General features: G+C 62.2%; 11 protein-coding genes. 5 read left to right on the forward strand and 6 right to left on the reverse strand.

What is annotated here, in order from left to right; all coding sequences use genetic code 11:
• On the forward strand, positions 1-1,013 hold a 1,013-nt coding region (locus tag BV106_RS37615; RefSeq protein ID WP_051946350.1), incomplete at its 5' end, for a GNAT family N-acetyltransferase.
• A gap of 308 nt (positions 1,014-1,321) precedes the next feature.
• On the opposite strand, the gene BV106_RS26150 is transcribed toward BV106_RS37615, so the two are convergent.
• Both BV106_RS26150 and glmS read right to left on the reverse strand, forming a co-directional pair.
• On the reverse strand, positions 1,322-2,131 hold the full coding sequence (locus BV106_RS26150; RefSeq protein ID WP_038169658.1) for a hypothetical protein: 810 nt from the start codon (positions 2,129-2,131) through the stop codon (positions 1,322-1,324).
• On the reverse strand, positions 2,128-3,978 hold the full coding sequence (gene glmS / locus BV106_RS26155; RefSeq protein WP_038169660.1) for a glutamine--fructose-6-phosphate transaminase (isomerizing): 1,851 nt from the start codon (positions 3,976-3,978) through the stop codon (positions 2,128-2,130). Before glmS ends, BV106_RS26150 begins: the two co-directional genes overlap by 4 nt.
• Positions 3,979-4,161: 183 nt before the next feature.
• Between glmS and BV106_RS26160 the strand changes: the two genes are divergently transcribed.
• Together BV106_RS26160 and BV106_RS36285 are read left to right on the forward strand one after the other, a co-directional pair.
• On the forward strand, positions 4,162-5,388 hold the full coding sequence (locus BV106_RS26160; RefSeq protein ID WP_038169662.1) for a class I SAM-dependent RNA methyltransferase: 1,227 nt from the start codon (positions 4,162-4,164) through the stop codon (positions 5,386-5,388).
• A gap of 10 nt (positions 5,389-5,398) precedes the next feature.
• Positions 5,399-5,845: a GNAT family protein gene (locus BV106_RS36285; protein ID WP_051946351.1), complete on the forward strand. Its 447-nt coding sequence runs from the start codon at positions 5,399-5,401 to the stop codon at positions 5,843-5,845.
• A gap of 557 nt (positions 5,846-6,402) precedes the next feature.
• Here the strand turns inward: BV106_RS36285 and BV106_RS26170 are convergent.
• Both BV106_RS26170 and BV106_RS26175 read right to left on the reverse strand, forming a co-directional pair.
• Positions 6,403-6,834 carry a MauE/DoxX family redox-associated membrane protein gene (locus BV106_RS26170; RefSeq protein ID WP_051946352.1) on the reverse strand — a complete coding sequence of 144 codons (432 nt, stop codon included), beginning with the start codon at positions 6,832-6,834 and terminating at the stop codon, positions 6,403-6,405.
• Positions 6,835-6,878: 44 nt separating this feature from the next.
• A complete protein-coding gene (locus BV106_RS26175; protein ID WP_038169665.1) occupies positions 6,879-7,859 on the reverse strand; it encodes a DNA polymerase III subunit delta' in 981 nt (326 codons plus the stop codon).
• Positions 7,860-7,987: 128 nt separating this feature from the next.
• On the opposite strand from BV106_RS26175, the gene hisI reads away from it, so the two are divergent.
• Complete coding sequence (hisI, locus tag BV106_RS26180; protein WP_051946353.1) at positions 7,988-8,413, forward strand: phosphoribosyl-AMP cyclohydrolase; 426 nt, start codon at positions 7,988-7,990, stop codon at positions 8,411-8,413.
• A 349-nt stretch (positions 8,414-8,762) separates the two neighbouring features.
• Here the strand turns inward: hisI and BV106_RS26185 are convergent, their stop codons facing one another.
• Together BV106_RS26185 and BV106_RS37620 are read right to left on the reverse strand one after the other, a co-directional pair.
• A complete protein-coding gene (locus BV106_RS26185; RefSeq protein ID WP_265596079.1) occupies positions 8,763-9,236 on the reverse strand; it encodes a DUF5565 family protein in 474 nt (157 codons plus the stop codon).
• A gap of 605 nt (positions 9,237-9,841) precedes the next feature.
• Positions 9,842-10,450 carry a L,D-transpeptidase gene (locus tag BV106_RS37620; RefSeq protein ID WP_265596080.1) on the reverse strand — a complete coding sequence of 203 codons (609 nt, stop codon included), beginning with the start codon at positions 10,448-10,450 and terminating at the stop codon, positions 9,842-9,844.
• A 197-nt stretch (positions 10,451-10,647) separates the two neighbouring features.
• Here BV106_RS37620 and BV106_RS26195 point away from each other — a divergent pair, with 197 nt between their 5' ends.
• Positions 10,648-11,451: a fumarylacetoacetate hydrolase family protein gene (locus tag BV106_RS26195; RefSeq protein ID WP_038169667.1), complete on the forward strand. Its 804-nt coding sequence runs from the start codon at positions 10,648-10,650 to the stop codon at positions 11,449-11,451.
• Positions 11,452-11,609 lie beyond the last annotated feature (158 nt).

Genomic DNA, 11,609 nt, shown 5'->3' on the forward strand with positions numbered 1-11,609 from the left:
AGATTCACGCACTGGGTCGGGATCGCAGTGCGACCTTCTACCACCTGGCACTGCACTATGCCCAGAGCCTGTGGCTGGAGGGATTCCCCGCCAAGTCCCTGCTCCTGGTGAACCGGGCGCTCTCCTGCCATCTGCCGGAGGTTTCACTACAGGTGGAAGACTCTCGCCCTTACCATGCCGTGGCCTGGATCCTCCAGCATCGGCCAGAGGGCCAGTTCATCGGCAATCCCCGCCGACATTATCAACACCTCGCCACCCGCATGGTGGAGCCGCACAAGACGCTGCGCACTTGGCGCGCCTGGGCTTGCTGGTACCTTTCCAAGCATCTGCTGCCCGAGTCTGAGCACCCTTCGGATGAGAAACAAATCCGGGAGGAGGGCATCGTCGAGCCCCGCCGCTCGGACATTGTGCAGCAACTCACCGCGCTCAGCCCCAATGACGATGTCGCCGCCTGGCAGGCCGCGCTGAAGTGGGCGGGCGAGCACTGGTCCCCCACCAACCACCTGCAGTTTGTCCCAGCCGGGCTGGAGGACCTCCCCACCGTGGAGGCCCTGGCCCGGGAGATCTGGCCGCAAGTTTACCGCGAACTCATCAGCGCCGATCAGATCCAGTACATGCTGGGTCTGATGTACAACGTGCCCCATCTGGAGGAGGAGGTCAGCACCCGCGGCGTGAGGTATCAACTCATTCGCGAGGAAGACGGCAGCATCGTCGGCTTTTTAGGCTGGGAACTAGAGGCAGGAGCAGAGCCGGGAAAATCCACCGCCTTGCTGCACAAGCTTTACGTGAAGCCCAACCAGCACGGCCGCGGCGTCGGTGCCTCAGCATTGGCGCATGTCATCGAGGAAGCGACTGGTGCTGGTGCCGGAACGCTCCAGCTCCGCGTGAACCGGCAGAACAGCAAGGCCATCCGCGCCTATCTGCGCGCCGGATTCGAGTTCGAGGAAGATCGCTGCACGGACATCGGCGGCGGCTTTGTCATGGACGATCACGTGATGGTGAAGCAGTTGTGAGGTGGTGAGGATTGCCCCCTGACGTCCTTCCAACACAGGCTCTGTATGGAGTACAGACTTCAGTCTGCTCAGACAGCATTGGACCCCTGAAGCAAACTAAAGTTTGAACTACAAACAGAGCCTCAGCGCAGATGAAGTTGGAAGCTGTTTGTAGTTCAAACTTTAGTTTGCTTCAGAATACGACAGACATCCGGAAGCAGACTGAAGTCTGTACTCCCTACAGCTTCCAAAGCCCGAACACCTTCACAAACCGCCCCGCAACGCCCCTCAGCCACCACTTACCTCTAACCATTTACCACTCACCGGCGCTACTTCATCGTCAGCTTGCCCATCAAATAACGCAGCTTCTCATGCGTCATGGTCACCACCTCGTCAGACGGATCATTTTCCGCCGCGGTCCAGTGGCGCTGCAGCATCTGGAGCACACTGCCGATCTGGGCGATGGTTTCATCGGTCCGCGCCACCTCGGTGAGCCGCTCATAGCGGGCGATCATCTCATCGAGCAGGGTCTTGGAGCCAATGCAGAGGGATTTATTCTCCAACGCCGTATTCCCGACCACGAGCTCGGAGCTGATTTCCAGCAGTCTCAGCCACATGCCCAGATCCACCAGGATGGCCAGGTCATCGTCACGCTGCTCCTTGAGCAGGTTCGAGATCACACCCTGCTTCTGCACCAGTTTCTCCCGGAGCATGGGCCAGTCCTCAGCCTCGGCCATCTTGCCTTCTGCCAGGATGTCGGGGGTGATCTTTTCCGCCAGGCCCAGCACGCGGGCGTAGTTCAGCACTTCCTGGTTGTTGTTCTTGAACTGCTGGGCATGGCCCGCCTGAAGCGTCAGGTAGGCATCCGCCATTAGCCCGCCCAAGGTGAAGGCCACCTTGCGACGGTCAGAGGAAGGCGTGGGCGGCGGCTGCCGGTAGAGCGTGCGCCACCGGGCCTTTGTCTGCTTGCCCACACAATCCAGGAAATCGGCCGGGGCCATCTCCGGATGAGGCTGCGGAACAACATCCGCAGCCCTGAGACCGGAAGATCCCAGCAGAACTGCGGCTACACAGACCGACAGTGCTGCCAGGCGCCATTGCATCCCCGACTGAGACCAGAGCTGGCGGAGAATGTTCATTCCACCGTCACGCTTTTGGCAAGGTTGCGAGGCTTGTCCACATCGCATCCGCGGGCCACGGCCACGTAGTAGGCCAGCAACTGCAGAGGGATGACCGTGAGCAGCGGGCTCAGGATGGAGGGGCTGCGCGGGATGTAGATCACATCGTCCGCCACCTTCTCGATGTGGGGGTGACCTTCCGTCGCCACCGCCACCACCGGACCCTTGCGGGCCTTCACTTCCTCGATGTTGCTGATGTTCTTCTCGAACACCGCATCATGCGGAGCGAGGAAAATACTGGGCAGCTCCGGCTTCACGAGGGCGATGATGCCGTGCTTGAGCTCCGCGCTGGGGTGACCGCTGGCGTAGATGTAGCTGATCTCCTTCATCTTCAGCGCCCCTTCCATGGCCACAGGGTAGTTGATCTGGCGGCCCATGAAGAGCATGCCGTCCGCATCCGCGTACTTGTTGGCGATGGTCTTGATGTGATCCGCCTGCTCCAGGATCGAGGCAATTTTGTCCGGGATGGCCTCCAGCTCATCGATGAGCTCCAGACCGTCCGTGCTGCTGAGGTGATGGATGCGGCCAAAGAGGAAGCTCAGCAGAGTGAGCACCGCCACCTGGGAGGTGAAGCTCTTCGTCGCTGCCACCCCGATTTCCGGACCCGCGTGGATGTAGATGCCACCGTCCGTCTCACGGGCGATGGTGCTGGCCACGTTGTTCACGATGCCGAGCACCTTCATGCCCTTGCGCTTGGCCTCGCGGAGAGCTGCAAGCGTGTCGATGGTCTCGCCGCTCTGGCTGATCACGAACTGCAGCGTGTTCTTGTCCGTGGGCACGTTGCGATAGCGGAATTCACTGGCGATCTCCACCTCCGTGGGGATGCGGGCCACTGTCTCCAGCAGGTACTCACCCACCATGCCGGCATGATAAGCCGTGCCGCAGCCGCTGAGAATGATGCGGTCAATCTGGCGCAGCTCCATGGGCGACATCTGCAGACCACCCAGCACCACCGTGGCTTCATCCCGCGAGAGGCGGCCGCGCAAGGCATTGCGCAGGGACTGCGGCTGCTCATAGATCTCCTTGAGCATGTAGTGCGGGAAGTCGCCCATCTCCGCTTCGTCCTCGGTGAAGTCCACCCGGCTCACCCGCACCTGCGCGGAGCCACCGGCCAGGGCCTGGACGTCGAAGCCGTCTTTCTTGATCGTGACGACGTCGTAGTCGTTGAGATAGACGACGTCCTTCGTGTGCGCGACGATGGCGGACACGTCACTGGCCAGGAAGTGCTCATCTTGACCGAGACCGACCACCAGCGGGCTGCCCAAGCGGGCCCCGACGATGACGTCTGGCGCATCCGTATGGATGGCGGCGATGCCGTAGGTCCCCTTTACCCGGGGCAGAGCCGCCTGCACTGCGGCCACGAGCCGGGCGACCGGATCCTCCTGAGTGCCGGCGTCGTAGTACACGCCAATGAGGTGGGCGAGCACTTCCGTGTCCGTTTCCGAGCCGAAAATGTGTCCATCCGCCAGCAGGGTGTCCCGCAGCGTCTGATAGTTCTCGATCACGCCATTGTGAACGATCGCCAGATTGCCCGACTGGTCCCGGTGAGGGTGGGCGTTTTCATCCGTGGGCGCCCCGTGAGTGGCCCAGCGGGTATGGCTGATGCCCGCCATGCTCTGCGGGGCCGTCTCCGCCACGAGCTGGCGCAGGTTGTCGATCCGTCCCGCCCGGCGCAGCACCTGAAGGCTGGCACCGTTTTGCAGGGCCATGCCGGCCGAGTCATAACCACGATATTCCAGACGCCGCAGCCCATCCAGGAGGATGGGACTGGCCTGCCGCTTGCCGATATAGCCTACAATGCCGCACATGTGAGATTTGAGAGGGAAAAAAGGTGAAAGAGAAACAAAAGCTGCGCCGATGCTAACCCCCGATGGAGACAGGGTCAAGGCGGTGTCACTCCCACAGAGAAACCGATTTCCAACCCTGGCACATCCCCCTCAACTGCGGAGAATTCTTGCAATTCGGGGCCTTTGGCGGTTGATGAACGGACCATGCGTGCGCCGCCCAAGAAGTTTGTCCCCCATCCCTTCCCCTACCATCACGAGCTCACGCTCACGATTGATACCCTCACCAATCTGGGCCATGGGGTGGCCCGCGTGGACGGGTGGGTGGTGATGGTGCCCTTTGCCCTGCCTCAGGAGAAGGTGCTGGCCCGAGTGCATCGCAACCACAAGAACTACAGTGAGGCCGATCTGCTGGAAGTGCTGGAGCCCTCCCCGCATCGCGTCCAGCCCCCCTGCCCCGTGTTCGGCCAGTGTGGCGGCTGCCAGTACCAGAACATGGACTACCCCACCCAGCTGGACTGGAAGCGCCAGCAGGTGGCAGAGCTCCTGAAGCACATGGCCCGCATCGAGCACCCGGTGGAGCCAGTCATCCCCTCGCCCACCCAGTACACCTACCGGTCCAAGATCACCCCGCACTTCGCCCCGCCGCGCGATGGGACCATCAGTGAGATCGGCTTCCTGGCCGACAGCAGCCGCTACCGCATCATCGATGTGCCGCGGTGCGAGATCGCCATGCCGGAGCTCAACGAGCGTCTCACCTCCCTGCGAGATGAGGTGCGGCAGAACGCGCACCGCTACAAGCGCGCCGCCACCCTGCTCATGCGCGCGTCTGAGGGCAAGGTGCTCACGGAATCCTCCCAGATCGCTGTGGAAGTGGTGGAAGGCGTCCGCTTTGAGTTCCAGGCCGGCGACTTCTTCCAGAACAACCCCTTCATCCTGCCCGCCTTCGTTCAGCACGTGGCCCGGGAAGCCCGCACGAACGGGGCGCGTTATCTCATCGATGCCTACTGCGGCAGCGGCCTCTTCGGCCTGGCCTGTGCGAAACACTTCGAGCAAGTGATCGGCGTGGAGATCTCGGAAAGCGCCGTGGCCAAGGCCACGCACAACGCCCGCATCAACGACATCACGAACGCGAAGTTCATCGCCGGCAGTGCCGAGCGCCTCTTCGCCGGGGTGCTCACCCCGGCCCAGGAGTCCTCTGTCATTGTGGACCCACCCCGCGCCGGCTGTGGCGAGGACTTCCTGCACCAGCTCTTTGCCTACGGGCCGCACAACGTTGTGTACGTTTCCTGCAACCCAGCCACGCAGATGCGCGATCTGGTGAAGTTCGTGGAGGCCGGGTACACGCTGGAGAAGGTCCAGCCGTTTGACCTCTTCCCGCAGACCAGGCACCTGGAGTGTGTGATGACGCTGACGAAGAAGGCGACTGCATAGATAGCGACCTATGAAGCTGACGCTCGTTCCCATCCACCTCGACGGCACCACCACCCCGCCGATTGAACAGGACTCGGAGCTCATTCAGGAGGTCCGTGAAGGAACAGCGCAGCTCTTCAGCAAGGTCGCCTACGTGGCCCCGTGGATCGCCTACTTCGCGCTGGATGAGGCAGGCATCGTCGTGGGTACCTGCGCCTTCAAGGGCCCACCCGAGAACCAGCGAGTGGAGATCGCCTATTTCACCTTCCCCGAGAATGAGAACCGCGGCATCGGCACTGCCATGGCCGCCGCACTGGTGAAGATCGCCCTGGAGGCGGATGCCACCGTGATCATCGCCGCCCAGACCCTCCCCAGGCGCAATGCCTCCCAGCGAATTCTGGAGAAGAATGGCTTCAAGCACGTGCTCACCCTGGATCACCCCGATGACGGGACCGTGTATGAGTGGAGGGTGAGTTAGGGCTGGGAGGTTAGGTATCAGGGGTTATGAGATAGAACCGCTTTTGCACGCAAGCAATTGCCATCGCCCGGCCACGAACCCTCCGGGCTCAGGAAACTCGCTGGGTCAGGCAACTGAACCACGCACTCATTCGCCAGCGGATTTGCCCTCGACTGCGAGGTCCCGCTCAAGTCTGCCACGTCACCCCGAACCCGGAGGGTTCACCATGAATAGCCAGTGGTCGATCGAGCGTAGCGGGAGCTACCACTGGATTACGCGCGCGCCTGCTACCGCGGAGCGGTAGGCCCATTGTGCTGCCAGCCCCAGACGACCATCCAACGCTGGCCCCTGCCCTTCATTTGGACCCGATAGGCGTACCGCTCCGCGGTACCATTTTGCAGCCAACTATCCATGGGTAGTCCTCGCTTCACTCGGCCGACCCATGGCTAAGTTTGGCGAGCCCTCCGGGTTCAGGAAACATGCTCGGTCGTTGCGACACATCCAGACTCCATCGCAAGACATCGCCCCTCCCTGAGTATCCACGCCACCTCACTCAAGACCACCACACCGCTTACCACTCACCTCTTACATTTCACTGTCAACCACAGCCCCACCGCCAGCAACACCACATCCCGCACCAGCACCTCCCAGATGTGCGTCGTCCCGTTCTTCCCGCCAAAGCACCCGCACTCCACATCCAGCCCACGCACCAGCGCGGTTACTAGCGCAACGCCAAAGGCCACGAGGGACAGGTTCAACAACAACAAGCCGCCGCGCCGCAACCCCCCGGTCACCACCGCCAGCCCTGCAAAGATCTCCAGCCAGGGCAGCGCCAGCGCCAGCCACGCGGCAAAGGGATCCGGCAACATCCGGAACGAGCGCACGCTGATCAGGAACAGCGTTGGATCCTGAACCTTCAGCCAGCCCGCCCAGATGAACAGTCCACCAAAGCCCCAAGCGAGCACACGCGTGAGCCAGACTTTCCAGGTTGATTGCGGCCGCTCTTCCATAGGTCAACGATGGGAATCAATACGCATAGGATGCGCAGACCTCATCACGCAAAAGCCGCAATAAACGCGGAGTCCAGCGCCAGCGTCTCGTTCACATTCGTGTGCAGATTCGAGTGCAGCCTGCGCAGTTCCTTCAGCCGTCGGGCCAGGGTGCCGGCATCCCAGCGGGCCGCCAGGGCCTTGGTGGCCGCGGCATAGTCTGGCAGGTCCAGGCGCTCCACGCCCACTTGGTGGCGCAGCACATCGCCCATCCAGGCCAGCAGCAGCTCCATCAGCGCATCCCGCTCCTGACGGTAGCGGGACTCGATCGCGGCCTCCGTCTCCTCTTCGCGCGACTTGATCCAGGAGTTGTCCACATCGGTCGTGCTCTTGTAGAACTTCTTCTCGTCTTCGAACACGGCCTCCAGCTGCTTGGTGAGAGCGTCATGGATGTCCTCCAGGATCTCCTCAAACTCCCGCCGCAGGGTCATGGCCCCCGCCAGGGAGTCAGATTTGCGGTTAGCCAGATCTGAGAGCAGGTCCACGAGGCGCACCTCAGAGGGCGTCAGCTTCCGCGTATTTTCCTCCGGAATGAGCGAAATGCGGATCACGCGGGACAGGATGGTCTCCAGGAACTGCTGAGGCTGCTCAGACAGCAGCAGGAAGAGCGTCCGCGGCGGCGGCTCCTCCAGCGTGCGCAGGAAGGCGTTCTGCGCCTGCACGTTCATCCGTTCCGCATCCGCGATCACCACCAGCCGGTGCTCCGCCCCGGAGGAGGTCACAAAGAGATAGGGCTCCACCTGCTCGCGAACCGCATCCACCTTGATCTGACGGGACTTGCTCTCTGGACGCACCACGCAGATGCCGTGCTTCTCCCAGGTGTCCAGATCCTTGTACCCACTCCCGGAGACGAGATTCAGCATCCGCACGGCAAAGGCCGGTAGATCCGCCTCCTTGGGGCCGCAGATGAGGTAGGCATGCCCCAGCCGCCCTCGCTCGCGAGCGCGGTTTACGAATTGCAGTGCGATGTCTGCCTTGAATGCCATGCCCCTTCCCTACGCACGGCATCCCGGTTGTCGAAGCAAATCAAAAGCCGCTTTCCTTTTTCCCGCCGCGGGGCATCTTGACCCTCCCCAAAAATTCCCGTTCCCAGCCCCCGCCCCCTCCTACGATCATGTCCCTAGAAGCCAGCCAGTTGGCCTTTGCCGAGCGCGATTCCAAGCAGACCATCGAGCAGGGCCTCGTCCTCGCCCCCAAGTTCGATGCCGACGGCCTGATCCCTGCCATCGCCCTCGACCACAAGACCAACGAGCCCCTCATGGTGGCGTATATGAACGAGGAAACGCTGCGCATGACCATCGCCCTGGGCGAGGCTGTGTACTACAGCCGCAGCCGCAAGGAGATCTGGCACAAGGGCAAGACCTCCGGCGAATTCCAGGTGGTCAAAGAGATCCGCGTGGACTGCGACCAGGACGCCGTGATTTTGAAAGTCGAGCAACTCGGCGGCGGCTGCTGCCACACCAAGGCCCCCACCTGCTTCTACCGCAAGGTGGACCTGGAGAACGTGACCGCGGGACCTGTCCCGCTCGTGCGGGCGTAACGGCAGCGATGCCGCGAGGCGAAGCAAAGTAGTGGTAGGCTTTAGCCTGCCTCAGTCGCGCTACCCACGATTCCCAACGCCAGGCTAAAGCCCAGCACTACTTTCAGCTGCCGCCTCCGGCGTAGTCCGGTTGTCCCAACCGGCCTTGGGAGCGAAGCGACTGACGAGCCAATCGCCATCCCACCCTCTAGCCGCCCGCCCCTTCAGGGGCCAAGAGCCGAGACGGCTCTTCTACCTTTCCCAAAACACTCGCCTCCCGGTAAAGGAGGCGGGGTCTCCGGCCCCGCGGGCGAACGGAGTACGCGATTCCGCATGCGATGTCACGCCATAACCGACTTCATCGCCCCCCTTACGCGTACGCCTTCTGCTTCGCAGGTGCGAAGAAATCACGGCGCTTGATCTTCACCATCCGCCCATCGGGATGATGCCAGACAATGCCCTCGATGTCCTTGTCCTCGAGATACGTTTTCAGCCCGGCAAAGGTTCGCGGAGCATCCTCCAGCTCCTCCTTGCCATGCGGAACGAGCACATGCCGGTCAAAGTGATCCGGATTGCCCTGAACCTTCGGACCGCAGAGTTCATAGGTTCCATCAGCCTCAGTACCGGTGAACGCCTCGCGATACCATTGATCCTCCGCCCCCTCCCCCACGGGCAACCAGCCCGGCCAATGCCCCGTGGTGGCATCGGGCTCCTGCGCCGGGACAAAGCCCTCCGGCGGGGTCCGGCCAAGCTTGGCGTCATAGCGCTTGAAGAGCCAACCGCCTGCCACTTTGCAGCAGGTGCCGTCAAACTTGCGCGTCGCCACGCCTTCACCGGCAGCCACTCAGGCCGCAGCCGGGACAACCTCATCAAGCACCAGTCGAGTGCCCTCGTAGTCACGCTTGAACAAAGAAGGGATCTTTTGCATGGGGATTTTTATCCAACCATGCGGGGATCGTAACGACGTGTCATTTGAAAAATGCGGAGAGCGAGGTGGGTCGAGGGGACAGCCGGACTGCTTCCGTAGCAGTGAACAAGCAGTCGCACGACTCCTGCCTTCCAACGCCAGGCCAAAGCCCAGCACTACTTTTCGGCTGCCGCCTCCGGCGTAGTCCGGTTGTGCCAACCGGCTTTGGGAGCGGAGGAATACGACAAGCGTCATCCCCTTGAACCCCGATGACCGCCTACCACCTCAGGAGCCGAGCGACTGAGCGGGGCCAGGAACCCCCGCCTCCTTTACCCGCAAACAAACCTCAGGATGACTTGGCCGCAGAGTACAGGAGGCGGGGTCTCCGGCCCCGCGTGGAAGCAGAGGGAGCGACAGCCAAAGGCCGCTGCACACCCTAACCACCCGCCACCTCAGGCATCACGCCTCCGACCGGGACAGGAATGTCCCTCCCTCCATTTACTGACTCAGGTCTGCTGGCTGGCACTGGCCGCGAGGCGGCCCTATCTCGGCGTGCTCCCCGTGATCGTCACCGGCGTGCCGATCTTCACCGCCTCATACAGAATCTCCGCCATCTCCCGCGGCAGGCGGATGCAACCATGCGAGGCGGGGCGGCCGGGATGCGGGATATGCCCCGCGTGCATGCCCATGCCGTAGCCCGTCAGACGCATCCAGTACGGCATCGGCGCTCCGGCAAAGCGGCCGCCGGGCGGCACAGGCTCTCGGCCTGACCTGGCATCGCCGTCCACCACGTTGCCCTCGGCATCTTTCAGCACCCCCCAGGTACCGGAGTATTTGTCCCGAATCTTTTCACTGATGCGGTAGTTCCCCGCCGGGCTGGCGCGGCTACCCTTGCCAGAGGCCAGGTAGGTCCAACCCGCCTGCTCCGTGCCCTTGTAGATGTAGGCCTTCTGCTCATCCAGCACGATCTTCACCGAGACCGGCCCTTCAATGGCGTCACCGTTCCATTCAAACAAAACCGGCTTGGTCGGGGTCTGCACCACGGGAGGCGGCGGGGGCTTGGAGGCACATGAAGCCAGCAACAGCATGGCCGCCCCTCCCAGCACCTGACCAGTCCAACGTCGCAAAGTTCCTCCAACACAGCAGTCCATGGATGAAACGCTAGCGTTTTTCGTTCCCACTGCCAACGCGAAAAAACGGTGCCCCCACCCCGGGGGGCTGCCCCGATTTATCACCAGTTTGCGTGGTTCTGTCACTTCTGCCCTAGGGCGGCGGCTGGCAATCATCGATTCCATTTGCGCTGGTTCGTACGAAACCCTAAATCGCGGCGTATTCTCGCGAGCCCATCATGAAAATTGTCCGTTACCTCGATCCCCTCGACCTCATCCGCCACGGTGTTCTCAAAGACGATGGCTCCATCGTCCTTCTGGAAGGCGACGTCTTCGGTGAGCACCGCGCCTCCAACACCCCGGCCGAGGTGCAAAAGCTCCTGGCACCTGTGGCCCCCGTCGCCATCGCGTGCATCGGCCTGAACTACCGCCACCACGCTGCCGAAAGCGGCGCCCCCATCCCGCAGTGGCCGGTGCTGTTCCACAAATCCATCTCCGCTCTCCAGAACCCCGGCGATCCCATCGAGATTCCCACCAAGCTGGCCAGCCACCAGGTGGACTACGAGTGCGAGCTCGCCATCGTCATCGGCAAGCGCTGCAAGAACGTCAAAAAGGAAGATGCCCTCAGCTACGTGCTGGGCTACACCTGCGCCAACGACGTGAGCGCCCGCGACTGGCAGAAAGACTGGGGTGGCAGCCAGTGGTGCCGCGGCAAGACTTTTGACACCTTCTGCCCCCTCGGCCCCGCCCTTGTCACCGCCGACGAGATTCCCAATCCGAACGCACTGCAGATCAAGACGATTGTGAACGGCGAAGTCCTCCAGGACTGGAACACGAACGACATGATCTTCGACGTGCCCACGCTGATCGAGTTCCTGAGCGGTTCCACCACGTTGCTTCCTGGAACCGTCATCCTCACCGGCACCCCGCACGGCGTCGGCATGGCCCGCACCCCTCCCCGCTGGCTGGTTGAGGGTGATGAAGTCACGATCGAGATCGAGAAGATCGGCAAGCTGACGAATCCGGTAAAACTGGAGGCGTAGCCATTCCTCGGCGAAGCCGGGAGACACAAGACTCGAAGACTTGAGGCCAGGGGCGTGATGAGCGTCTCTGGCTTTTTTGTTTGGTTGCCGCTGCGAAGCAAAGTAGTGCAGAGCTTCAGCTCGTCAGTCGCGCTACCCAAGTCCTCCAATACCGAGCT

Source organism: Verrucomicrobium sp. BvORR106 (assembly GCF_000739655.1).
Lineage (GTDB): Bacteria > Verrucomicrobiota > Verrucomicrobiia > Verrucomicrobiales > Verrucomicrobiaceae > Verrucomicrobium.

Excerpts from the sequence above, each read along its gene's own strand:
- BV106_RS37620 (WP_265596080.1), bottom strand. The coding sequence starts at position 10,450 with ATGGACTGCTGTGTTGGAGGAACTTTGCGACGTTGGACTGGTCAGGTG.
- BV106_RS26160 (WP_038169662.1), top strand. The coding sequence starts at position 4,162 with ATGCGTGCGCCGCCCAAGAAGTTTGTCCCCCATCCCTTCCCCTACCAT.
- BV106_RS26195 (WP_038169667.1), top strand. The coding sequence starts at position 10,648 with ATGAAAATTGTCCGTTACCTCGATCCCCTCGACCTCATCCGCCACGGT.
- BV106_RS26175 (WP_038169665.1), bottom strand. The coding sequence starts at position 7,859 with ATGGCATTCAAGGCAGACATCGCACTGCAATTCGTAAACCGCGCTCGC.
- glmS (WP_038169660.1), bottom strand. The coding sequence starts at position 3,978 with ATGTGCGGCATTGTAGGCTATATCGGCAAGCGGCAGGCCAGTCCCATC.
- BV106_RS36285 (WP_051946351.1), top strand. The coding sequence starts at position 5,399 with ATGAAGCTGACGCTCGTTCCCATCCACCTCGACGGCACCACCACCCCG.
- BV106_RS26150 (WP_038169658.1), bottom strand. The coding sequence starts at position 2,131 with ATGAACATTCTCCGCCAGCTCTGGTCTCAGTCGGGGATGCAATGGCGC.
- hisI (WP_051946353.1), top strand. The coding sequence starts at position 7,988 with ATGTCCCTAGAAGCCAGCCAGTTGGCCTTTGCCGAGCGCGATTCCAAG.
- BV106_RS26170 (WP_051946352.1), bottom strand. The coding sequence starts at position 6,834 with ATGGAAGAGCGGCCGCAATCAACCTGGAAAGTCTGGCTCACGCGTGTG.